The sequence below is a fragment of the Bradyrhizobium sp. MI1.10 genome, assembly GCF_055811035.1.
Map to the genome: position 1 here is coordinate 157890 of NZ_JBVVPN010000004.1, position 23541 is coordinate 181430.

At 62.2% G+C, this 23541-nt stretch carries 19 protein-coding genes and 4 pseudogenes; 11 read left to right on the forward strand and 12 right to left on the reverse strand.

The window, feature by feature from the left end; all coding sequences use genetic code 11:
* Positions 1 to 7 precede the first annotated feature (7 nt).
* Positions 8 to 1663, forward strand: a complete 1656-nt coding sequence (locus AC0L3K_RS06690; protein ID WP_354127835.1) for a TRAP transporter large permease — start codon at positions 8 to 10, stop codon at positions 1661 to 1663.
* A gap of 77 nt (positions 1664 to 1740) precedes the next feature.
* Here AC0L3K_RS06690 and AC0L3K_RS06695 read toward each other — a convergent pair whose 3' ends face one another.
* Positions 1741 to 2829 carry a TRAP transporter substrate-binding protein gene (locus tag AC0L3K_RS06695; RefSeq protein WP_354127834.1) on the reverse strand — a complete coding sequence of 363 codons (1089 nt, stop codon included), beginning with the start codon at positions 2827 to 2829 and terminating at the stop codon, positions 1741 to 1743.
* A 279-nt stretch (positions 2830 to 3108) separates the two neighbouring features.
* Here AC0L3K_RS06695 and AC0L3K_RS06700 point away from each other — a divergent pair, with 279 nt between their 5' ends.
* The gene (locus tag AC0L3K_RS06700) at positions 3109 to 4410 is read left to right on the forward strand and encodes a M20/M25/M40 family metallo-hydrolase (RefSeq protein ID WP_354127833.1); all 1302 of its coding nucleotides are present in this window, start codon (positions 3109 to 3111) and stop codon (positions 4408 to 4410) included.
* A 165-nt stretch (positions 4411 to 4575) separates the two neighbouring features.
* Here AC0L3K_RS06700 and AC0L3K_RS06705 read toward each other — a convergent pair whose 3' ends face one another.
* Complete coding sequence (locus tag AC0L3K_RS06705) at positions 4576 to 5985, reverse strand: sensor histidine kinase (protein WP_219683547.1); 1410 nt, start codon at positions 5983 to 5985, stop codon at positions 4576 to 4578.
* A gap of 1 nt (position 5986) precedes the next feature.
* Positions 5987 to 6661 carry a response regulator transcription factor gene (locus tag AC0L3K_RS06710; RefSeq protein WP_007592584.1) on the reverse strand — a complete coding sequence of 225 codons (675 nt, stop codon included), beginning with the start codon at positions 6659 to 6661 and terminating at the stop codon, positions 5987 to 5989.
* 313 nt (positions 6662 to 6974) lie between these two features.
* Here AC0L3K_RS06710 and AC0L3K_RS06715 point away from each other — a divergent pair.
* Together AC0L3K_RS06715 and AC0L3K_RS06720 are read left to right on the forward strand one after the other, a co-directional pair.
* A pseudogene (locus AC0L3K_RS06715) lies at positions 6975 to 8022 on the forward strand (alpha/beta fold hydrolase).
* A gap of 227 nt (positions 8023 to 8249) precedes the next feature.
* Complete coding sequence (locus tag AC0L3K_RS06720; RefSeq protein WP_354127962.1) at positions 8250 to 9230, forward strand: sensor histidine kinase; 981 nt, start codon at positions 8250 to 8252, stop codon at positions 9228 to 9230.
* Positions 9231 to 9281: 51 nt separating this feature from the next.
* Here AC0L3K_RS06720 and AC0L3K_RS06725 read toward each other — a convergent pair whose 3' ends face one another.
* The 4 genes from AC0L3K_RS06725 to AC0L3K_RS06740 all read right to left on the reverse strand — a co-directional run bounded on the left by AC0L3K_RS06725 (position 9282) and on the right by AC0L3K_RS06740 (position 12988).
* Complete coding sequence (locus AC0L3K_RS06725) at positions 9282 to 9635, reverse strand: YunG family protein (RefSeq protein ID WP_473365630.1); 354 nt, start codon at positions 9633 to 9635, stop codon at positions 9282 to 9284.
* 395 nt (positions 9636 to 10030) lie between these two features.
* On the reverse strand, positions 10031 to 11122 hold the full coding sequence (locus AC0L3K_RS06730; protein WP_018459388.1) for a TRAP transporter substrate-binding protein: 1092 nt from the start codon (positions 11120 to 11122) through the stop codon (positions 10031 to 10033).
* Positions 11123 to 11354: 232 nt separating this feature from the next.
* The gene (locus AC0L3K_RS06735; protein ID WP_354127831.1) at positions 11355 to 12497 is read right to left on the reverse strand and encodes an Mrp/NBP35 family ATP-binding protein; all 1143 of its coding nucleotides are present in this window, start codon (positions 12495 to 12497) and stop codon (positions 11355 to 11357) included.
* Positions 12498 to 12550: 53 nt separating this feature from the next.
* Positions 12551 to 12988, reverse strand: a complete 438-nt coding sequence (locus tag AC0L3K_RS06740) for a VOC family protein (RefSeq protein ID WP_473365631.1) — start codon at positions 12986 to 12988, stop codon at positions 12551 to 12553.
* Between the two features lie 182 nt (positions 12989 to 13170).
* Between AC0L3K_RS06740 and AC0L3K_RS06745 the strand changes: the two genes are divergently transcribed.
* The 5 genes from AC0L3K_RS06745 to AC0L3K_RS06765 all read left to right on the forward strand — a co-directional run bounded on the left by AC0L3K_RS06745 (position 13171) and on the right by AC0L3K_RS06765 (position 17907).
* Complete coding sequence (locus AC0L3K_RS06745) at positions 13171 to 14043, forward strand: NAD(P)-dependent oxidoreductase (protein ID WP_354127830.1); 873 nt, start codon at positions 13171 to 13173, stop codon at positions 14041 to 14043.
* 22 nt (positions 14044 to 14065) lie between these two features.
* Positions 14066 to 15343 (forward strand): sodium:proton antiporter NhaD, encoded by a 1278-nt coding sequence (nhaD, locus tag AC0L3K_RS06750; RefSeq protein WP_007592600.1) that lies wholly within the window; start codon positions 14066 to 14068, stop codon positions 15341 to 15343.
* A gap of 137 nt (positions 15344 to 15480) precedes the next feature.
* A complete protein-coding gene (locus AC0L3K_RS06755; RefSeq protein ID WP_354127829.1) occupies positions 15481 to 17076 on the forward strand; it encodes a sensor histidine kinase in 1596 nt (531 codons plus the stop codon).
* Positions 17077 to 17120: 44 nt separating this feature from the next.
* On the forward strand, positions 17121 to 17324 hold the full coding sequence (locus tag AC0L3K_RS06760) for a DUF1289 domain-containing protein (protein ID WP_007592603.1): 204 nt from the start codon (positions 17121 to 17123) through the stop codon (positions 17322 to 17324).
* A 28-nt stretch (positions 17325 to 17352) separates the two neighbouring features.
* Positions 17353 to 17907, forward strand: a complete 555-nt coding sequence (locus AC0L3K_RS06765; protein ID WP_007592605.1) for a TIGR02281 family clan AA aspartic protease — start codon at positions 17353 to 17355, stop codon at positions 17905 to 17907.
* 33 nt (positions 17908 to 17940) lie between these two features.
* Here AC0L3K_RS06765 and dusA read toward each other — a convergent pair whose 3' ends face one another.
* Positions 17941 to 18936, reverse strand: coding sequence for a tRNA dihydrouridine(20/20a) synthase DusA (dusA, locus tag AC0L3K_RS06770; RefSeq protein ID WP_473365632.1), 996 nt, complete (start codon positions 18934 to 18936; stop codon positions 17941 to 17943).
* A 253-nt stretch (positions 18937 to 19189) separates the two neighbouring features.
* Between dusA and AC0L3K_RS06775 the strand changes: the two genes are divergently transcribed.
* On the forward strand, positions 19190 to 19915 hold the full coding sequence (locus AC0L3K_RS06775; protein WP_473365633.1) for a caspase family protein: 726 nt from the start codon (positions 19190 to 19192) through the stop codon (positions 19913 to 19915).
* Between the two features lie 759 nt (positions 19916 to 20674).
* Here AC0L3K_RS06775 and AC0L3K_RS06780 read toward each other — a convergent pair.
* The 4 genes and pseudogenes from AC0L3K_RS06780 to AC0L3K_RS06795 form a co-directional block, all read right to left on the reverse strand.
* Positions 20675 to 21445, reverse strand: a complete 771-nt coding sequence (locus tag AC0L3K_RS06780) for a hypothetical protein (RefSeq protein WP_473365634.1) — start codon at positions 21443 to 21445, stop codon at positions 20675 to 20677.
* Between the two features lie 241 nt (positions 21446 to 21686).
* Positions 21687 to 22094, reverse strand: a complete 408-nt coding sequence (locus AC0L3K_RS06785; protein ID WP_051058399.1) for an AMP-binding enzyme — start codon at positions 22092 to 22094, stop codon at positions 21687 to 21689.
* Between the two features lie 12 nt (positions 22095 to 22106).
* Positions 22107 to 22217, reverse strand: a pseudogene (locus AC0L3K_RS06790) (hypothetical protein); the annotation flags it as partial.
* Positions 22218 to 22336: 119 nt separating this feature from the next.
* Positions 22337 to 22459: pseudogene (locus AC0L3K_RS06795) on the reverse strand (hypothetical protein); the annotation flags it as partial.
* A gap of 72 nt (positions 22460 to 22531) precedes the next feature.
* On the opposite strand from AC0L3K_RS06795, the pseudogene AC0L3K_RS06800 reads away from it, so the two are divergent.
* A pseudogene (locus AC0L3K_RS06800) lies at positions 22532 to 22858 on the forward strand (alpha/beta-hydrolase family protein); the annotation flags it as partial.
* Positions 22859 to 23541: the final 683 nt, after the last annotated feature.

Sequence of the window (23541 nt, forward strand, 5' to 3'; positions counted from 1 at the left end):
GGAAGTCATGACCGCGTTTATTATCGCCAATCTGGCGCCTATCATGTTCGCGACGCTGGTGATCGTGCTGCTGCTCGGCTATCCGGCGGCATTTTCGCTCGGCGCCGTCGGCCTGTTCTTCGCCATCATCGGCGTTCAGCTCGGGCAATTCCACCCGGACTTTCTCCAGGCCCTGCCCGAGCGCGTCTACGGGGTCATGAACAACGACACGCTGCTCGCCATTCCCTTCTTCACCTTCATGGGACTGGTGCTCGAGCGCTCCGGCATGGCCGAGGATCTGCTCGACACCATCGGTCAGTTGTTCGGCACCATCCGCGGCGGCCTCGCCTACGCGGTGGTGTTCGTCGGCGCCCTGCTTGCGGCGACGACCGGCGTCGTGGCGGCGTCGGTGATCTCGATGGGCCTGATCTCGCTGCCGATCATGTTGCGCTACGGCTACGATCGCCGTGTGGCGACCGGCATCATCGCGGCCTCCGGCACGCTGGCGCAGATCATTCCGCCCTCGCTCGTCCTGATCGTGATGGCCGACCAGCTCGGCAAGTCGGTCGGCGACATGTATGAGGGCGCGTTCATTCCGGGCCTGGTGCTCGCCGGCCTCTATGCGGGTTACGCGTTCCTCGTCACCATGATTTTCCCGAAGGCGGCGCCGGGTCTTCCCAAAGAAGCGATCGGCTTCCGCGAGGAGAGCGGCGACCGCGGCCTGAAGTCGCTCGGCGTGCTGTTCCTGGCGAGCTGTGTGTTCGGCTGGTTCATGATGCGGAATTCGGAGACACACGGCGCCGACTTCGTCGTGCTCAGCATGTTCTTCGGCATCCTCTTCGCGTTCTTCGTCGCCATCGCGAACTGGGCCATCGACAAGCTGACGGGCTTCCGTTTCCTCTCGAAGATGGCGCAACAGACCACCTTCGTCATGGTGCCGCCGCTGTTCCTGATCTTCCTGGTGCTGGGCACGATCTTCATCGGTGTCGCGACGCCCACCGAAGGCGGCGCCATGGGTGCAGCCGGCGCCCTCATTCTCGGAGCCGCGAAGCGGCGACTGACCTGGGACCTGATCCGTCAGGCCACCGAATCGACGGCGAAGCTGTCCGCGTTCGTCGTCTTCATCCTGGTCGGCGCGCGCGTGTTCTCGCTCACTTTCTACGGCGTCAGCGGTCACGTCTGGGTCGAGCACCTGCTGACCTCCCTGCCCGGCGGCCAGATCGGGTTCCTGATCTTCGTCAACGCCTTCGTGTTCGTGCTGGCGTTCTTCCTCGATTTCTTCGAGCTTGCCTTCATCGTGATCCCGCTGCTCGGGCCCGCGGCCGAGCATCTCGGCATCGACCTGATCTGGTTCGGCGTCATCCTCGGCGTCAACATGCAGACGTCGTTCATGCATCCGCCGTTCGGATTTGCGCTGTTCTATTTGCGCTCGGTCGCGCCGAAGGAGCGCTATACGGATCGCGTCACCGGCAAGCGCATGGAGCCGGTCACGACGGGACAGATCTATTGGGGTGCGGTGCCGTTCGTCGTCATCCAGATGATCATGGTGCTTCTGGTGATCATGTTCCCGTCGATGGTGATGCACTACAAGGGCGTGCAGTCCACCGTCGATCCCAACAGCATCAAGATCGAGATTCCCCAGATCGATCTGCCGCCGCTCGACTTCGGCCAGCCGAAGCAATAGCGCCCGGCCCACCCGCAAAAAAGAACCCGGAGCTTGCGCCCCGGGTTTTTTGTTTGGGCCGATCGTGCGCTCTGCGATCAGCTCTGCGAGTTGCGCGCCATGAAGTTGTCATAGCCGACTTCGGCGACCTGGAACCACTGATATCCGTTGTTCGAGAACGCGGTCAGCGATTCGTAGACCTTCTTGAAGTCCGCGTTGTTGGCCGAGACTTCGGTGTGCAGCTCCTTTGCCGCCTTGAAGCAGGCTTGCATGACCTCCGGCGAGAACGGATGCAGCTTGGCGCCGGCCGCGAGCAGGCGTCGCAACGCCGGCGGATTGGACTGGTCATACTTCGCCATCATCCAGTTGTTGGCGTAATGCCCCGCCTGCTCGAGGATGCTCTGATAGTGCTTCGGCAGCGCATTCCATTTGTCCTGGTTGACGAAGGCCAGAAGCATGGGCCCGCCTTCCCACCAGCCCGGGAAGTAATAATGCGGCGCGACCTTGACGAAGCCGAGCTTCTCGTCGTCATAGGGTCCGACCCATTCGGCGGCGTCGATGGTGCCCTTCTCCAGCGCAGGATAAATGTCGCCACCGGCGATCTGCTGTGGCACCGCGCCGAGCTTGGCCATCACTTTTCCGGCGAAGCCGCCGATGCGGAATTTCAACCCGTTGAAGTCCTGAGGCGTCTTGACCTCCTTGCGAAACCAGCCGCCCATCTGACAGCCGGTGTTGCCGGCAAGCAGCGAGACGACGTTGTACTTCTTGTAGAACTCGTTGAGGATGTCCCTGCCGCCGCCCAGCATGTACCAGGCCTGGTTGATGCGCATGTTCGGTCCGAACGGCACAGCCGAGCCGAAAGTAAAGGTCGGGTCCTTACCGAAATAATAGTAGGACGCGGTGTGGCCGATTTCGCAGGTGCCGTTCTGCACGGCATCGAGCACCTGAAGGCCCGGCACGATCTCGCCGCCGGCAAATGTCTGAATCTGAAATTTGTTGTCGGTCGCTTCCGCGACCATCTTGGCCATCATCTCGGCGCCGCCATAGAGCGTATCGAGTGATTTCGGCCAGCTCGTCGGCATGCGCCATTTGATCTCGGGCGTCGTCTGCGCGATCGCTGGAGCGGCGAGCGTGGCGACACCCGCCGCACCAAGCCCGGTGACCTTGATAAAATCTCGTCTTTTCATGATTTCCTACCCTGATGGATTGTGACGGTGGGCCTTCTTGCCGAGGCTTGGAGGCCAGCATGGAACAAGTGTCGTCCGATTTCCATCCCTCACGATGTGAGGGACAAAAATGCTCAGCTCCCACGCCATCCGATCCTACGACTTTAGGCTTAGGCGGCCGGCGCCCTGGCCCTTCCCATCACGTCCGCCTCGGCCGGGCATGCCGGGTGCCCCGGGCGCGTGACAAGCGCCGGAAACACGGGCATACCGCGCCATCCCCCCAACCTAGGGCCGCCACGCATGTCTCGATCCCACCCTGCTCCATCGCTCGTTGCTCCGTTGATCGCGTCGCTCTGGCTGGCATGTGCGGCAATGCCGGCGCATGCGGAGCCCAGTGCGAATGTCGTGGCCGACGTCCATGCGCTGGCGCAAAAGGAGCAGCAGCCGCTGCTCGACACGCTGCGCGATCTCGTCAGCATCGAATCCGGCAGCAAGGATGTCGAAGGCTTGAATCAGATCGCCGAGCGCGTTGCCGGCCAGCTCAAGCAGCTCGGCGGCACGGTGGAGATCCTGCAGCCCACCGACGTCTATCGCCTCGACGACACACCCGAGAAGATCGGCCCGGCCGTACACGCCGTATTCAAGGGCACAGGCAGCAAGAAGATCATGCTGATCGCCCACATGGACACCGTGTACCTGAAGGGCATGCTGAAGGATCAACCGTTCCGCATCGACGGCGACAAGGCCTACGGCCTCGGCATTGCCGACGACAAGCAGGGCGTCGCGCTCATTCTTCACACCGTAGCGTTGCTGCAGAAGCTGAGCTTCCGGGATTACGGCACGCTCACGGTGCTTACCAATGGCGACGAGGAGATCTCGTCGCCCGGCTGGCGCAGCACCATCACCAGGTTCGCCGCGGATCAGGATGTGGTGTTCTCGTTTGAAGGCGGCGGCACCGACGGCACGCTGCGGCTGGCCACCAGCGGCATCGGCTCGGCGTATCTCACGGTACAGGGCAAGTCGTCGCATGCAGGCTCGCGGCCCGAGGGCGGCGTCAATGCACTGTACGAACTCTCCCATCAGCTGCTGCAGATGAAGGACCTGTCCAAACCGGAGCAGGGCCTGAAACTGAACTGGACGGTCTCCAAGGCCGGTACCAACCGCAACGTCATCCCCGCCGAGGCCACGGCCCAGGCCGATGCGCGCGCCCTCAAGGTCGCCGATTTCGACGAGCTGGAGAAGGCGCTGCAGGACAAGATCAAGAATCACCTGCTGCCCGACTCCAAGGTCGCGCTCAAATTCGAGGTGCGCCGTCCGCCGCTGGAGGCCAACGACGCCTCGCGCCGCGTGGCGGCCTACGGCAAGACCATCTATGGGGAGATCGGACTGCCCCTCAAGGTCGACGAGAAGGCGACCGGCGGCGGCACCGATGCCGCGTTTGCCGCGCTGAAGACCAGCGGAGCCGTGGTCGAAGGCATGGGCCTGTCGGGTTTCGGCGCGCATTCCAACGACGCCGAATATGTCAAACTCGACAGCATCGTGCCGCGCCTTTATCTGACCACGCGCATGATCATGGATCTGTCCACCGGCAAGCTGAAATAGCGCTCTCTTCCTTCTCCCCTTGTGGGAGAAGGTGGCGCGAAGCGCCGGATGAGGGGTTGCCTCCGCGCATTCAACTCGCAGTCGGACTCGCGGAGAGAGACCCCTCACCCGGCTCGCCGTTGTCGCGGCGAGCCACCCTCTCCCACAAGGGGCGAGGGTGCAGCGTCAGTGCCGCACTGCGTTCAAATCAACGTCGCCCCGCTTCTCCGCCAGCCTGAACCGCAGCGTGAACTGCGCGCCGCCGCCCGGAAGATTCTCCACCGCAACCGTTGCCGCGTGATCATCCGCCACCGCGCGCACGATCGAGAGCCCGAGGCCGGCGCCGTCGCTGCGCTGGCGGTCGGCGCGCCAGAAGCGGTGGAAGATCAATTCACGCTCGGCTTCCGCAATTCCCGGTCCGCAATCGCGCACGCGCACCGCACCGTTCTCGCTCACATCGACATCGACCGACGTGTCCTTTGCGGTGAACTTGATGGCGTTTTCGGCGAGGTTGAAGATCGCGCGCTGGAGCATCATGGAGTTGCCGTGGATCAGCACCGGCGCCTCGGTGCCCCTCAGCGCGATATCCTTGTGCTGCGCGATCGCGAGCGGCGCGATCGAACCGACCACCTCGGCGCAGACTGCGCGCAAATCCGCGGTCTCGCCGGGATCAAGCACCAGCGTGTCGAGCTCGGCGATCTCCAGCAATTGCGCGACAATGCGGCTCATGCCCTCGATATCGGCATGCAGCGCCTGCCTTGCAGCGCCGTCGCCGAGCGTCTCGATCCGCGTGCGCAGGATCGCGAGCGGCGTGCGCAGTTGGTGCGCGGCGTCGGCGGTGAACTGCCGCTGCACCCGAAAGCCGTCCTCGAGGCGGTCGAGCGCCTGGTTGACGGCGGTGACGAGCGGCATGATCTCGCGCGGGATCTGCTCCGTCGGCAGGCGGATGTCGGTGCGCGCCGGGCCGATATTGCTCGCCTCCTCGGAGGCCTTCCACAGCGGCGCGACGGCGCGGCGAAAGATGATGATGTCGATGGCGAGCAGGACCAGCAGGATCGGAATCGTGATCCACCCGACCCGCCGGAAGAAGTTCGAGACAATGTCATCGATGATGACGTCGCGGTGCGCGAGGTCCTCCGCGACGCGAATGCGCATCACCTTGCCGTCGATGATGCGAGTGACGCCGGCGCCGGAAATCGTTTCGGAGAGCGGCGGAGGCGCGGCCGTAGCAGTGCCGGTCTTGCGCCGCGACGAGAACAGCAGATTCCCCTCGGCATCGCGAATGTCGTACTGGTAGCGGCCATAGGCTTCCGAATAAAGGCCCTTGAGACTGTCCGGCAGGTTGAACGTCAACAGCCCGTCGGGCTGGGCGACGATGCGCTCGGCCAACACCTCGGCCTGCGCGCGCATGGCATCGCGATGCAACTGGTCGATCTCGGAATTGAGCAGCCAGAACAGCACCAGCGGCAGGAAGATCGCGACCACCGCGACCGCCACGATGTGCAGGAACACGATGCGCCAGATTAGCGATTTGAACGTTGGCGACCTCGCATGGATTCCGGCGCGGAATCCGGCGTGAGATCCGATCCGGGCCACGCTATTTCTCCTCGGCCATAAGATAGCCGACGCCACGGATGGTGTGGATCACGACCTTGGCGCCGTGCTCGGCGAGCTGCTTGCGCAACCGCGAGACGTAGACCTCGACCGCATTGGAGGCGACTTCGCCGTCGAGACCGAAGATGTGGTCCTCGACGTTCTTCTTCGGCACCACCCTGCCCTGCCGGCGCAGCAGGATCTCAAGCACCGAGGTCTCGCGCGCGGAGATGATGCGCGGCTGGTCGTCCACGAAGATCTGGCGGCTTTCGGTGTCATAGACGAGGTTGGCGAGGCGCAGCGAGCGGCCGAGCAACTGGCCCGGACGGCGCAGGATCGCCTCCAGCCGCGCCACCAGCTCCTCCATCGCGAACGGTTTGGCGAGATAGTCGTCGGCGCCGCTGCGCAGGCCGCTGACGCGGTCCTGCAAGCCGCCGCGCGCGGTCAGCACCAGCACCGGCAAGGGCTCCATCTGCCGGCGCAGCTCGCGCAGCACCGACAGGCCATCGCCGTCGGGCAGTCCGAGGTCGAGGATCATCGCGGCATAGCTGACGCTGCTGACCGCCTCGCGCGCTTCGGCCGCGCTGCCGACGATGTCGCTCTCATAGCCGGCCGCCGACAGCCCGCCGGCAACGAGCCGTGACAGCTCGGCATTGTCCTCGACGATTAGAAGGCGCATCGCATTTTCCCGCGGGATGTTCCGCTGTCACCGCACGGCTTCCGCCGCATCTTCGCTGTCATCCATCATCCGGGGCATCTCGGCCAGCGAAAAAGCAGCCGGCGGGCCGGCTGCTCCCTTCCGTCAGGTTCCTGTAAGCCAATCAGGGCACCTGCGAATGAGGTCGCGGATGGCGCGGACGTTTGCCCCCTTGGGCCCCGCCGCCGGCGCCGCACCGATCCTGCCAAGGAACGAACACCCCGGCGAACCGTTCAACTCAGCTGCAACATTTCTCATTTGATGGGGCGTCGTGCAGACCACCTAGGTAATGCACATGCGCCTTGCACGACGAACACGTTCCAGCTCCCTTCTATCCGATTGCCTGGCCGCCATCACGCGACATCCGGGCGCCGCCGCGTTTGCTGCCGCAGGTACCTTCATCGCGGCTAGCGCAATCATAAACCGGCGGCTCGCGAACAAAGCGCAACGCGATAATCCTCCGCAGGGTCGGTTCATCGATATCGATGGCGTTCGCCTGCACTATTTGGAACGCGGCAGGGGGCAAGCCGCTGGTTTTGTTTCACGGCAATGGCAGCCTGGTCCAGGATTTCGACGCGAGTGGATTGATCGATCTCGCAGCCGAAAACTACAGGGTCATCGTGTTCGATCGTCCCGGATTTGGGCATAGCTCGCGGCCGAGGCACGTCGTCTGGACCCCGGATGCCCAGGCGGACCTGTTCAAGAAGGCGCTCGATCAGCTCGGCGTCTCTCAAGCGATTGTCCTTGGCCATTCGTGGGGCGCGTCGGTTGCGGTTGCGCTGGCGACAAGACATCCTTCGGTCGTGCAGGCTCTCGTGCTGGCCTCGGGCTATTATTTCCCGACGCCCCGCTCGGACAGCGCCGCGTCAGTGCTGTCCGCCCTACCGGTGCTCGGGGACCTCATCAGCTCCACGATTTCGCCGCTAGCCGGTCGGATGATGTGGCCCGCGACGTTGCGCAAGTTGTTTGGGCCCCGGCCGGTCCCGGCCAAGTTCGCGGGCTTTCCGAAAGAAATGGCGCTGCGTCCATCACAGATGCGGGCCGCAGCGGCCGAAGCGACGATGTTGGTCCCCGCCGCATTCTCAGGCGCGAAGGCTTACGCTGAACTCAAGATGCCGACGATCATTATCGCGGGTCAGGGCGACCGTATGATCGATATCAAGCAGTCGGTCAGGCTGCATGGCGAGATCAAGCAGAGCAAATTGCGCCGGATCGACGGAGCGGGTCACATGATTCATCATTCCGCAACCGCGGACGTGATGGCGGCGATCGACGAAGCTGCTGCCGAGGCCGTGTTGATTCATGGAAGGGCAGACTCAGGCGTTTCGCGAAGCAACGCGTAATCGCTCACCAACAACGCCGCTGATGGCCGCCGGCGAACCTCATGGGTCGTTCGCGGAGGATCGCTTCTGAGCCAACTCGGGCGCGGGACCAGGCTTCAACCCGCCCTTTCGATAGAACCGAGACCTTTTCGCCCGGGTATGGTATCTGTCAATCACCGGTCGGCAGGGGGGCCGATTTGGCCGGATATGCAGGAAAGCAAAGCGCAATGTGTGCTAGCCAGGTGACGATGCCGTTGTGGCACGAAAGGCACCTCCGGGCTGCCACTCGCGCGGCCGGTGTCGCTCTATGGTCGTGGAACGTTGATACCGACGCCATCACCATGGATGAACCCGCGTACGACCTTTGGGAGGTGCCCAAGGGCGAGCAGAAAATTACGTTTGAGATACTGTCCAAAAACATCCACCCCGCCGATCTCGAGAGGGTGAGATCGGCATTTGCCGCTACTCGCGCAGTCGTCGGCTCCTACGAAATAGATTTTCGTATTCTAACCGGAAGCGATATCCGTTGGATCTCCGCTCGGGGCCAAGGCGACGACGCCGACATCGCGGATCGAACCATGTTCGGTATTTTCCTGGATGTAACCCAACGCAAGCAAGCTGAGGAAGCCAACGAGCTGCTGGCGGGCGAGATGAGTCACCGGCTGAAAAACCTTCTCACCATCACAACGGCGCTGACTCAAATGAGCTCACGCTCGGCAACATCAAAAGAAGATATGGCCCATGAGCTGACCAGCCGCCTGATCGCTCTTGGACGTGCTCAGGACCTTGTTCGCCCGGTACCAGGACGAAATCGAGAGGGGACGCTTCTTGGAGACCTCATCTCTGTTCTGCTTGCTCCGTACGATGAAAAGGGAGCCAGCGTTCGTATTCGCGTCTCGGTCCCCAAGATGAACGTGGGAGAGACTTCCAGCACAGCGCTCGCCTTGGTAATGCATGAACTGGCAACCAACTCTGCGAAATACGGTGCGCTGTCGCTTTCAAGTGGTACCCTGGACGTGTCGTGCAACGCCCACGAGGACGAGGTCGTGGTCAAGTGGACGGAACGGGGCGGTCCTCCCGTTGTCGCTCCAACAAAGCTCGAAGGCTTTGGAAGCAAGTTGGTGCACCGAAGTATGGCCGCCCAGCTTGGCGGGGCTATAACTTTTGACTGGTCGGATGAGGGTGTGGTGGTCATCCTGCGCATGAGCAAAGACCGTCTTGCGAATTGATGTTCAGCTGATTTCCCGCGCACAGTCCTGTCATCCGTCTGCGATTGGCCCTTACCTTTTCTTCGTACGACGCTCCTGAAAGGCGGCTCTGAGTTCGGCCAGTTCATCGCTTGTCGCTCCCAATCCCGCATCGGCACGGCTTGCAGGTAAATCCTTGTAAGCAATCGGCTGATCAAATTGGCTCGCCGTGAAGTCATACCGCCGGCCTTTGATGCGATTGTAAAAATGGTCGCCGGCAGGCAGCGGCGTCTTCAGCATGTCGCCGCCGAAGAGCTCGTGGATCAGCAGCGAGGTGACGTTGCATTGTCCTGCCGCCGGATTGCTCGCCGTCCATTGACTGGCCGTTGCCAACGACCAGGCCTTGCGCAGCGCGCTTTGAACCTCATCGGGATCGAAGCTCATCATCACCCCACGGAGCGGCACCGAGGTAGCAATTTCGGATTATGCGATAATACCTTTATGCTCCTGTTTTGCCCGACGAGTCAAATGGCCCTCGCTGAAACATTCGCTTGGTCCGCCTGGGCTCACCCCGCTTTTGCGCTTAAAATGCGAAGTTCCCATCCACCGCGCGATGCTTGGGCCTGCCTGCCAATTAGCTCCATCGCATCAAGCGCTTGGCTGCACGCGCAGCGCCTTGTCCTCTCACCCCTCGTCTACTGTGCATGGGGTTGTTTTTCAGATTTTTTGTTGGACGCCCCACCCGTACCCCGGCGACAACGCCGCTCCGCAGCCTCGTCCCAAAGAAAAAGCCCGGCCTCGCGAACGAGACCGGGCCTGTCGTCTTGCGGCTTATTCGAAGATCAACCGCGAGTGCGCGAGCGGATCATGAAGCTGTCGTAGGTGTATTCGGCAACCTGCCACCACAGATACTCGTCGGAGCGGTAGGCCTGCATGGCGTCGATCGACTTCTTGAAGTCGGGGTTCTTGGCCGAGATCTCGCCCCACAATTCGTTGGTCGCCTTGAGACAGGCTTCCAGAACTTCGTTGGTGAACGGGCGAAGCTGCGTTCCGCCGGCGACCAGACGCTTCAGGGCGCCGGGGTTCACCATGTCGTAGCGCGCGGCCATCCAGGTGTTGGTGTTGACGGTCGCGTTGGTGAGGATCGCCTGGTAGTTCTTCGGCAGCTCGTTCCACTTGTCGATGTTGGCGAAGGCGTGAACGGTCGGACCACCTTCCCAGAAGCCCGGGTAGTAGTAGTACTTGGCGACCTTGGCGAAGCCGAGCTTCTCGTCATCGTAGGGGCCGACCCATTCGGCCGCGTCGATGGTGCCCTTCTCGAGCGACGGATAGATGTCGCCGCCGGCGAGCTGCTGCGGCACCACGCCGACCTTCTGGAGCACCTGGCCGGCAATGCCGCCAATGCGCATCTTGAGGCCCGAGAGGTCGGCAACGGTCTTGATCTCCTTGCGGAACCAGCCGCCCATCTGGGTGCCGGTGTTGCCGCAGGGGAAGCCCACCACGTTCGTCTTCTTGAAGAACTCGTTGGCGAGTTCGTTGCCGCCGCCCTGGTACAGCCAGGAATTCTGCTGGCGTGCGTTCAGGCCGAAAGGCACCGACGCGAAGATCGCGAAGGTCGGGTCTTTGCCGACGTAATAATACGACACCGTGTGGCACATCTCGACGGTGCCCTTCTGCGTCGCATCGAGCGCCTGCAGGCCCGGAACGATTTCACCCGCCTGGAAGACCTGGATCTGAAACTTGTTGTCGGTCATCTCGGCGACGTACTTCGCCATCTGCTCGGCACCGCCATAGATGGTGTCGAGCGACTTCGGGAAGCTCGATGTCAGGCGCCACTTGATCTCGGGCGAGGACTGCGCGATTGCCGGCGAGGCCACCGCGGCGGTCGCCGCCGCGCCGGCTGCCGACACTTTCAGAAAATCACGACGCTTCATCTTCAGTCTCTCCTTGTTGGGGCGTTTCCCCTAACTTCCTCTTTGCTGCCGCTCATTCCGGCGACGCGTTCTTGGGCCGCGTCGAACCGAAGGGGCTTGACTGCCGTGGGCCTTTAACACGGAAGCCCCGCTTTCGAAACGCGACATTGGCATGACAGGGCTCTACGAAAGTCGCATGTCCCCAGAGTATTGGTTTGAAGGGGTTGGCTTGAAGGTATTGCCTTGGATCCGCTCAGGCCGCGGCGACGACGCCCTTGAGCTGGTCCCGCACCTGTCCCGCAATGGCGCGGTAGATCGCCGCATGGGGACCGTCCGGCTCGCTGTCCACAACGGGCGTGCCCGCATCCGAGGTGGCGCGAATCGCCATGTGCAGGGGGATCTCGCCCAGGAACGGCACCCCGAGCTTCTCAGCCTCGTGGCGCGCGCCGCCATGGCCGAAAATGTCGGATTTCGTGCCGCATTGCGGGCACTGGAAATAGCTCATGTTCTCGACGATGCCGAGCACGGGCACGTTGACCTTCTTGAACATCGCAAGCCCCCGCCTTGCGTCGATCAGCGACAGGTCCTGCGGGGTCGAGACGATCACGGCGCCTTTCAAAGGGACGTTCTGCGCCAGCGTGAGCTGGGCATCGCCGGTCCCTGGCGGCATGTCGACGACGAGGACGTCGAGCTGCCCCCATGCGACGTCGCGCAGCATCTGCGTCACCGCCGACATCACCATCGGCCCGCGCCAGATCATCGCAGTCTCTTCTTCCACCAGGAAGCCGATCGACATGATCGCCAGGCCGAAGCGCCTGAGCGGAATCATCTTGCGCTCGCCATCCAGCTCCGGCTTCTCATGCAGGCCCGTCAGCCGCGGCACCGAGGGGCCGTAGATGTCGGCATCGAGCAGCCCGACCTTGAGGCCGAGATCGCGCAGGCCCAGCGCAAGATTGAGAGCAGTGGTGGACTTGCCGACGCCGCCCTTGCCCGAGGCAACCGCGATCACGGCCGCGACGCCCGGAATCTCGGACTGCCGCGCCATCGGCGATTGGGCGCCGCCCTGCGGCGGCGGCTTGTGGGCATGGACCGGCTGCACGCCTGGCGTACCGCGGCTGGGAGTTGGCGGCGGTGGCGGCGCCGCGCCGGCCTTGCGCTCGGCGGTCAGCGCCACCATGACGGTGGTGACGCCGGGAATGGCCCGCACCGCGGCCTCGGCCTCGGCCCGGACGGATTCCCAGGCGCGCGCCTCGGCGGCATCGACATTGATCGAGAAGAACACCTTGCCGTCGGCCGCGCTGATCGCGCTCAGCACATTGGCATTGGTGAGCGCAACCCCGCGGGGCGACTTGATCCTGGCGAGGCTGTCGAGAACCTGTTGCTGCGTCACGCTCAAAGCGCATCTCCTAGAATTCAAGATGCCCCATTAGAGCGGAAACGCCCAAAAGGCTACTGCCTGCCGATATCGTCAGCCATCTCGGCGGGCGCGGCGCCCTGCTCCAGGGCCGCTTCGTAGTTCAGCTCGATCATGACCCCGTTCGGGTCATGGACGAAGATCTGCCAGAGTTCGCCGCCGGGCACCTGGCGGGAGTCGAACTTCATCCCCTTTGAGGCCAGCCGCTGTTTCATGCCGTCAAAGCCGCGGCTGGCGAAGGCGACGTGGTGGACAACGCCGGAATCCGGCTTTTGTGGCTCGGCAGTCGGAGAAATACCGACCAGGTGCACCACCGGTTTACCCTCGCTGTACATCCAGGCGCCGGGGAAGGCGAAATTCGGCCGGGGGCCTTTTTCCAGGCCCAGCACGTCCTCGTAGAAGCGGGCGGTCTCGGCCAGATTCCGGGTCCGGATGTTGAAATGATCGAGCACGCCCACGCTTACGCCGCCCATGCCTTCGCTCCATTTTTTTGAAGTCCTTAAGTCCGCCATCCTAGCACAGGCAGGGGCCAAACGAAGCCGTTGCCCTCCGGCCTCAAGGGTTTATGGTGCGGCCGATCTGCCGCAATGGCGGAACCGGGCGGCCCTCGCCCGGCAAGAACCGTAAAACCCAAACTACGGACAAGGTACCACAGATGGCTAAAGTCGCTTTCCTCGGTCTCGGCGTGATGGGCTTCCCCATGGCCGGACACCTCGTGAAAAAAGGGGGCCATGAGGTCACCGTCTATAATCGCACCGCGGCCAAGGCGAAGGAGTGGGCGGACAAGTTCGGCGGCAAGACCGCGGCGACCCCGAAGGCCGCGGCCGAGGGCCAGGATTTCGTGATGTGCTGCGTCGGCAACGACAACGATCTGCGCGCGGTCACGATCGGTGCCGACGGCGCGTTTGCCGGCATGAAGAAGGGTGCGACCTTCGTCGACCACACCACCGCTTCCGCCGAGGTCGCGCGTGAGCTTGATGCTGCCGCGACCAAGGCCGGCTTCAAGTTCATCGACGCACCCGTGTCCGGCGGCCAGGCCGGCGCCGAGAACGGCGTGCTGACGGTGATGTGCGGCGGCACGCAGGACGCCTATGCGGGTGCCGAGCCGATCATCACGGGCGCCTATGCGCGGATGTGCAAATTGCTGGGGCCCGCCGGCTCCGGCCAGCTGACCAAAATGGTCAACCAGATCTGCATCGCCGGCCTCGTCCAGGGCCTCTCCGAGGGTATTCACTTCGCCAAGAAGAGTGGCCTCGACGTCGCCGCCGTGATCGAAACCATCTCAAAGGGCGCCGCGCAGTCCTGGCAGATGGAGAACCGCTACAAGACCATGAACGAGGACAAGTACGATTTCGGCTTCGCGGTCGAATGGATGCGCAAGGATCTCTCGATCTCACTGGCTGAAGCCCGCCGCAACGGCGCCAACCTGCCCGTGACCGCGCTGGTCGACCAGTTCTACGCCGAGGTCGAGAAGATGGGCGGCAAGCGCTGGGATACGTCGAGCCTGCTCGCGCGCCTTAATCGCTGACACCTGACGAAGTGATCCTGTCTTGCTGATCGCACTCGCCGCAATCTTCGTCCTCGCCTATGCGGCGATCGCGCTTGAGCATCCGATCGGGGTGAACAAGAGCGCGTCTGCTCTACTCGGCGCGGGCGTGCTCTGGACAATCTACGCGCTCGCGACCGGCGACCACACGCTGGTCGGCCGTCAGCTTGACGAGTCCGTCGCCGCCACCGCGCAGATCGTGTTCTTCCTGGTTGGCGCGATGACCATCGTCGAGGTCATCGACGCCCATGACGGTTTCGAGGTCATCACCTCCCGCATCAGCACGACCAGCCAGGTCCGTCTGATATGGCTGATTGGCTTCGTGACCTTCTTCCTCAGCGCAATCCTCGACAATCTGACCACCACCATCGTCATGGTCTCGCTGATCCAGCGGTTGATCGCCAAGCGCGACGACCGCTTGCTGTTCGCCTCACTCATCGTCATCGCCGCAAATGCCGGTGGTGCATGGACCGTGATCGGCGACGTCACCACGACCATGCTGTGGATCGGCGGACAGATTTCGCCCCTAAAAATCATGGGCGGGGTGTTCCTGCCCTCGCTGCTGAACCTGCTGGTGCCGCTCGCATTCATCAGCTTTTCGCTCAAGGGCAAGACCATCGCACCGCCGCCGAAAGAGGACGGATTGCAGGGCGTCGATCCGTTCGAGCGGAACGTGATGTTCTATCTCGGACTCGGCGTGCTGATTGCGGTGCCCGCCTTCAAGACGGTCACGCACCTGCCGCCGTTCATGGGCGTCCTGCTCGGGCTTGGCATCGTGTGGTTGGTCGGCGAGATCGTTCATCGCAATAAGGATGAGCATGTCCGCGGTCCGCTCACGCTTGCGAATGCGCTGACGCGGATCGACATGGGCTCGATCGTGTTCTTCCTCGGAATCTTGCTCGCGGTTGCCTGCCTCGAACATGCCGGCCTGCTCTCCATGCTGGCCAAATGGCTGGACACCGCGATCGGCCGACAGGACATCATCGTGATCGTGCTCGGGCTGCTCAGCGCCGTCATCGACAACGTGCCGCTGGTCGCCGCGACGATGGGTATGTACGACCTCGCGCATTATCCACCCGACAGCTTCATCTGGGAATTCATCGCCTATTGCGCCGGCACCGGCGGCTCGATTCTGATCATCGGCTCGGCCGCAGGCGTCGCCGCCATGGGGCTCGAGCGCATCGAGTTCCTCTGGTACGCCCGTCGCATCGCCCTCCCGGCGCTCGCCGGCTATCTGGCGGGAGCAGTGGTGTACATCGCACAGCACGCGGCGCTGCATTGAGCGGCTCACACCGGATCCAAAATTAACGCCGGGTTAACGTAATTCTTTAGCTCCTTAAGTCACCTCTTAAGGATTTCTTGCCAGAGATAGACAATGCAGAAGGCCCGTCCCGCGCGGGCAGGAATTGTTGTTGTGCGATGAGTAAACCCGCTGAAAAGCCCGAGGTTGTGCAGCTTCCGGCCGAGCCGGTGAGCGTGCCGTCGGCGAGCCATCGCCGGGCTGCGGCACAGCGGGTGCGCGAGGCGCGCGACAAGTTAACGTCTACCAGTGGAACCCGGCCGGCTTTCGACGCCGAGATGCTGCGCCATTACGCCCAGACCCGGCTGTCGGCCTCCTATGTCGTGATGCTGCTTGTGGTCGCGACGGGCGTGCTGTTTGGGCTGTGGATGCAGCCGATCCCGGCCGCGGCCTGGACCGCCGGCATGCTTTGCATCCATGCCGCGATGATCCGCAGCTGCCACCGCTTCCTGGCCGAGCCCGCCTCGCCCGCGGGAACGCGCGCATGGCAGACACGCTTCGTCGTCCTCGACCTGCTCTATGGCCTTTGCTGGATGGCGATCCTGATCCATCCCGTGCTCGACATGATCACGGAATCGCTGATGATGTTCCTGATGCTGCTGGTGATCGCAGTATCGAGCATGCTGGCCGCCAATCTGCCGATCGCCGCCCTCGCCGCCACCGCACCGGTCGCGGTCGCGATGGCGCTGAGCTTCGTGATGACCGGCTCGCTGGACAATTACATCCTGGCCGCGCTCGCCCTCGCCGCTGAAGGCTATTTCGTGCTGCTGGCCCACCGTCTGCACTCTTCGACCTTCGCCACGCTCGAGGCGCGCGCCGAGAAGGACGCGCTGATCGGCGAGCTCGAACAGGCCAAGGCGATCTCGGACGAGGCGCGCCACCGCGCCGAATCCGCCAATGTCGCCAAGTCGCGCTTTCTGGCGCAGATGAGCCATGAACTCCGGACGCCGCTCAATGCGATCCTCGGCTTCTCGGAGGTGATGAAGAGCGAGATTTTCGGCGCGCATGCCGTGCCGGTCTACAAGGAGTACTCGGCCGACATCCACAATTCCGGCGTCCACCTGCTCAACCTCATCAACGAGATCCTCGATCTGTCGCGGATCGAGGCTGGCCGCTACGAGCTCAACGAGGAAGCGGTCTCGCTGGTCGGCATCGTCGCCGACTGCCATCATCTGATGAAGCTGCGCGCCTCGAGCCGTGGCATTACCATCCACGAAGTGTTCGAGCAGGCAATGCCGCGGCTCTGGGCCGACGAGCGAGCGATCCGCCAGGTCGTGCTCAATCTGCTCTCCAACTCGATCAAGTTCACTCCGCAGGGCGGCGAGATCTGGCTCAAGGCCGGCTGGACGGCTTCAGGCGGACAATATCTCTCGGTGAAGGATACCGGCTCCGGAATCCCCGAGGACGAGATCCCGGTCGTGCTGGCATCGTTCGGCCAAGGCTCCAACTCGATCAAGTCGGCCGAACAGGGCGCCGGTCTCGGCCTGCCGATCGCCAAGAATCTGGTCGACCTGCACGGCGGTACGTTCACGCTGAAATCGAAGCTGCGCATCGGCACCGAAGTGATCGTCACCTTCCCGCCCGAGCGCGTGATGAGCGCGCTGGCGCCGATGTCGGATGATTCTCCGCCGCTCCAACCCGAGAGTTCCGCGGTCGCGGACGAGAAGCGCCGGCCCCGCCGCAAGCCGATCATGAGCGCAGGTACGGGCTCGTAACGAGATGCTTGCAGTCATGCCCGACCATCCGCCACTATGTCCGAATGAGCAAAGAAACGCCGTGCGTGGCCGTCTGCATGATCGATCCCAAGACCAGGCTGTGCTTCGGCTGCGGACGCACATTGCCGGAGATCGCGCGCTGGCACGCCATGGAGAGCGCGGAACGGCTCGCGCTCATGGCGCTGTTGCCGGCGCGCATGAATCAGGCTGGACTTGCGCCCATCGCGGGATCGCCGAAACGCAGCTGACCGGCCTGAGCGCATCGGGAGATGCGCAATGATCCGGTTCCTGCTCGTTCTCATCATGCTCGCCTGCACGGCCGGTGCCGTCGTCGCCTATGGCGATTCCGACCAGATCGCGCGCGCGAGCAGCAAGGTCTCGCATATCTTTCGCACGCAGACCGCAGCGCCCGCCCCCGCCGTGCAGATTCAGCGCGGCCAGGGCGGCGAATTCGCGCTGCGCGCCAAGATCAACGGCGTGGCCGCACCGATGGTCATCGACACCGGCGCGACCTCGGTGGTGCTGACCTGGGAAACCGCGAAAGCGATCGGGCTGCCGCTCGAGATGCTCGAATACGACGTCGATCTCGAAACCGCGGGCGGTCACACCAAGGCGGCCCGCCTCACGATCGACCGTCTCTCCGTCGGCCACCTCGTCGAGAAATCGGTGCCGGCCCTCGTCGTGCAGCGCGGACAGATGAAGACCAACCTGCTCGGCATGAGCTTCCTCGATCGCCTGGAGAGCTGGGGCGTGCGCGCCGACAAGCTGATGCTCACCGGTTATCCGGAGCTCCAGACCAGTCACCGCCGCTCGCGCCTGGCAGTCGACTAGACTTTTGCAATCCGGCTCGTCATGCGACTACGGCTAGGCCGCCGCCTCTGCCGGCGCGCGGGCACCGACACGTGCAATCGCATCGCGCAGCACCTCGAGGCCGGCGCCCGGCTTCACCCCCTGCTCGGCAAGATGGCGGCGGAAGGCGCGCGCGCCGGGCACGGCATGGAATGCGCCGACGAAATGCCTCGTCATGGAGTGCAGCCGCGTGCCGCGCACGAGCTGTTGTTCGATGTAGGGCATCATCGCTTCGAGCGCATCCTGCATCGAGGCATGCGGCGCCTCCTCGCCGAAAATGTCGGTATCGACGGAGAGCAGCCGCCATGGCTCCTGATAGGCGGCCCGTCCGAGCATCGCGCCGTCAACGTGATCGAGATGTGCTTTGGCCTCGTCGACACCGGGGATGCCGCCGTTGATGATGACAGGCACATTGGGCATCGCGCGCTTGAGGCGATAGACGCGATCATAGTCGAGCGGCGGGATGTCGCGATTCTCCTTCGGTGACAAACCGTTGAGCCATGCTTTCCGGGCATGCACGATAAGCGCATCGCAGCCGGAGGCGACGACCGCGCGCGCAAGCTTGTCGAGTGCGACTTCCGGATCCTGGTCGTCGATACCGATGCGGCACTTCACGGTCACGGGCACGGCCACCGCACCCTTCATCGCCTCGACACACCTCGCCACGAGATCAGGCTCTGCCATCAGGCAAGCGCCGAAACGGCCGTCCTTCACGCGGTCGGAGGGGCAGCCGACGTTGAGGTTGATCTCGTCATAACCGAACTCCTCGCCGATCCGCGCCGCCAGCGCCAGCTTGCGCGGATCCGACCCGCCAAGCTGAAGCGCGACCGGGTGCTCGACCATGTCGAACCCAAGCAGCCGCTCCCGGTCACCATGAATGATGGCACCAGTGGTCAGCATCTCCGTATAGAGCGGCGCCCGCCGCGTCAGGTGACGGTGGAACACCCGGCAATGCCGGTCGGTCCAATCCATCATGGGCGCCACAGAAAAGCGATAGCGTTGCGATTTCAATGATTTACCTTGTGCTTTCAATAGGATGAAGCATGAACGTGTGCACTCCAAACTAGCCGAATTTGCACACGTTTGTACCTGTTTTGACCTCTCAATGCACACGTAGCGCACACGAATTGGGGAGTGCACACGGCCGTGGCCAGCTTCACGCAATTGTCTTCCGGGAACTGGCGCGTCCAGGTCCGCCGCAAGAACCGCTACGTGTCAGAGACTTTCCGCCGGCGCAAGGACGGCGAGGACTTGGGCGCTCGATATGGAGCGCAACATCGACCGCAGTGGATCACCAAAACCGAAGGCTGCTGTGCAGGCTCGAACGTTCGGCGACATCGTCGACCTTCACGTCGAGGATACCCTTGCAGCCATCCGCGACCTGCTCACTTCAACACTTGATGCAGCAGGACCTGAAGACACGGTCATTCTGAGTTTCGTAGGCCATGGTACCCATGACCATCGCCTAGTCACTCATGACACGCAATTTTCTGACCTAGCCGCCACGACTCTCCCAATGGATGAGCTAGCCCGTCGATTCAAGGTCTCACGCGCAAAGGCCGTCATTTGTTTCCTCGATTGTTGCTTTAGTGGTGGCGCCCCGGCGCGCGTTCTCGAAGGTAGCCCAATTCCTCGCGACGCTGGGTCAGCCTTTGTGGAGATTACCGGTAATGGGCGCGTTCTATTCGCTGCGTGCGGTGTGACCGAAGAGGCGCTTGAGGATCCGATTTCTCAACATGGGCTTTTTACCCAAGCAATCATCCCGCTCCTTCAGGAGGGCGATATCGCAAACAGTGTTGTAAAGCTGGTTCATGACACTACCGTACGAGTGCGCGCGGATGCTGCGCGATTTGGATACGTGCAAACCCCAGTTATGTTTGGTCACGTTGAAGGGGAAATAGCGGTTCCGGTATTGCGGCCTGGCACCGAATACAATGCATTATTCCCGGACGCTTCGTCTGTTCAGGTAGGGATACTGTTGAAGAAGTAGCCGTTGAGGAAGCTCACATGCCTCGCGCGAATGATGGCAGCACGGCTCACCTACAACCCAAAACTGCGACTAATCTGCCGCACAAGCCTGCGCGCAGCGTCAGTATTTCGACCATAGGAAGAGCGCCTGATCGAGCTGCGAAAGAATGGTCAGCCCAAATAGCGCGATAGCAAAACCTCTAAACATGGTGGTGGACCGGGTTGCCCCGGCTCCGAGGGATTGGGGGAGCTGGGGCGCGACTGCATTGCCCACTTTGGGGCCGTGTGCCGGGAACATTCGGTAATCGGCGAAGCGTTCCAACGCCGCACCGTCGCTAGCGGCCTCTGCCAGAGCCTCGGACGAAGTCAACGGGAGGCTAAAGTTCGCGTGCCACAACTTCAAAGAGATGAACGGACTGGGGAAACTGGAAAACGCGTATGCCGCGATGGCGCTCGCGAACGGGACGGAGCGGTTTCGACAGTGATCAGTACGCTCCGCTCCGCTTCGAGCACGCGGGCCCGAAGACACTCCAGTTCGGACAATTGAGACGTAAGCTGTTCTAGACGCTCATGCAGCCGCACAATGGCGTCAGCCGCTGGACCGGGATATTCACGCATGTCGTGTAACCCCCAACCAAGCCTTCTAACAAGCTTGGATCATGGCCCGCCGGTGGACCAATCGGGAAAATGATGCAACGGAGACTGAAATCCGCCGACGTTGTTCCAGCATCCACATATGTGAATCGTATGTTGCTGTTGGAAGTTAATTCGGCGGAGTGCATCAGGTGCCGCGCGAAGGCGCAGCCGAACCGTCCGGTGGTGAGCGCCATTCCGCGGCGATGCAGGGCTTTACGTGGTCGACCTGTCCCGGCTCAGCGACCCGGCTCTTCTCGCCAGTGGTCCGAACAAGAGACGCGGCGCTGGCTGGGATTTCGTCCATTCCCGCGTCGCCTTCTCCGCGCCCGAACGAACTCGAGGACGAAGAGCCGCTAGTGTATGAAGAGCTCCTAGGCGAAGTGCGTCTCGAGGAAGACCGTCCTGTGCGAGTTGATCCCCATAAACGACCGGCTTCTTCGCTGGTGGTGAAATCGCTCAGCTCGTAAAGGGGAACGATCTTGCCGCAGGATTCGCAATGTCCTGTGGCGTACTCGGCCTCGTCCGACTCTGCTTCATCGGCATCGCCTAGCTGTTCTTCCAAATCTTCGAATGTTTGAAAAGCTGGGTCTGGTTCGTACTCGATAAATCTCGCGCCGCCCCTCTTAGGCGTGTGGTAGCCGTATCCTCTGGCGCGAGGCACCTCTTCGAGCATGTCAGCGTAGGGTTTGTTCCACCAGAACATCATCGGCTCCTCCTTTGAGGAACGTCCGACTTTGAACACCGCAGCTTCGCTCAGGTAGACGTTCTTGTCTTGATTAGCTCCGCTAAGCTTTTCCGCCTCACGCATTGCTTCATCGAAATCATCGAAGGTGCCAGCGTCCGTGTATTCCGCGTCTCCCGATAAGGGTGCGAGCGTTAAAACGAAGTAGCCCCGATTGGATGACCCGGCAGACATCAGTTCCTCAATTTCATTTTCTTGAGCGAATTACGTCCTTATGCCAAGATTCTGAGGTGACCGCAAAGACTGCCCGCGCCGGTGGCGGAACGCTTCAAGGCGCTGTATCCAGAACCGGACAGATAAGAAAGACTTTCCGACAGTGGCACAGGAAAAAGTTGCGGAAGCGCTTAAATCAATCTTCCACGGCATTACATAGCTGAAGCAGAATTTCTCAAACAGGCAATTTACGATAGATGGCCTAAACTATGCGCGCTTCCTCGAAATTGGCGTGGCGGGCCAACCCGACGACTACATTCTTTGGACAGGCGCGGACCTTCCCAACGCCTTTGCAGATCCCGCTTCGCAGCAGTTGGACGAACGCAACGACTTCCTCGTTGCCATCGACAGATCGTCCCACCACGGCCGATTGCACGACCTGATCGTGCGCATTCAGAACCGCCTCGACCTCGGCGGGGTAGACGTTGAACCCGGAGCGAATGATGAGTTCTTTGGTGCGGCCGGCGATGTAGAGATGGCCCTCACCGTTCACCCGGGCGAGATCCCCTGTGTTGAACCGGCCCTGGCTGTCGATCGCCGCCGCCGTCAGCTCCGGAGCACGATAGTAGCCCAGCATCACGTTGGGGCCGCGAACGTGCAGCTCGCCCACTTCGCCGATCGCAACCGTCCTGCCTTGCCCGTCCACGATCCGGTGCTCGATACCGGGAAGAAAGGGGCCAACCGACTCGTCTGGAACAGGTCTGAGCGGACACCGGAGAGACCCGGTGAACATTCGGTAATGCTATAATTGTTCAGGAGCGGAATACCAAGCTCGTCCTCGATCTGGATGCCCTTGACCGCCTTGTATTCGAGCAAGCGCTGATACGTGGCCGGCACGCCGAACAGGCTGGTGATCCCTTCCTCGGCGATGGCATGAGCGAGCGCAGCCGGATCGGCCTTGGCGATGACGTGCAAGGTGCTGCCGTGCATCAGCGTCGAAATCAGCAGAATGGAACAGCCGACGATGTGGGACATCGGCAGCACGCCGTAGGTGCGGTCGGATGGACGATTTTGGCGAAGCAGTCCGGAAACTCGCCCGGCCACCAGCAGGTTGCAAGTGACCCGATCGTATTCTTCGATTATCGGTACGCCTACCGGCGCCCGGCCTAGATGAATGCACCGCGCGGTCCGGACGTTTCGCCTGAACTTCGATGGTATCCGGTCGTGACCATGCTGCAGATCGCCGTTGACATGGCGGTCGCAACCGGCACGCCCTTCGGTTATGGCCATGTCTACGCGCCAGAACACTATCCCGATGCATGGGTTGCGGTGGCCAATCTCCGAAATTGGCCGGCCGAGGCACTTGGAAGACTTAAGAGTCATCTCGGAAGGGCTGCGAACGTCTCTGCCGGCGTCTGCGGCGACAATCCCTAATTCGACAGGGAAAGATAATGGCCGCTCGCGTTGCGCTCAATGCCTCGGCACTGAGAATTAATCACTCGGCCATCTGCACCGCTTTTCACTTCGACAAGATCAAGTTGACCTCAGCTTTGTCAACGATATCGGCGAGTGCGAGGAATTCTTCGCTGATCGTTCAAGCTGTGGTGCAGGCGGGTTGGGTTTGCTGCTCCATCACACCTTCGATCTGCATCGCCCGCCAGCCATTCTGCAGTGGCGCACACATCCGCTTCTCTTTCGCCTGCCTCCGCCGCCTTTAGAGAGATTTTGTTTGATGTCCCAGTGCACACGACGCCAACTAACAAATGCTCTGAATTCTGAATGATGGTGGACATTAACCACGGATTGCTACCATAGAGTGGGATGAAGGCGACCGGAATCAAAGGCGGTGCGCGTCCGCTTTATGAGCCAATCAGCTCGTGGGCCGCACCGCATAGCAATCCGGTGCCCAGACCACACCTGAGCCGCAGAAGCCGTTCGCATTCGAGCCGGTCCGGACGGCCAGCAGAAGTTGTGGCGACGCATCGGGCAGCATATTTCGAGTTCGATACGCAGCTGAATTCGCCCGCCGGCTCGCGCGCGAACACGGTTGGTGTCCGGCTAGCGGCGCTTCGGCTTTCTCGCCGTCATCTGCCTGGCGCCGCAGCTTACGCTGGGCA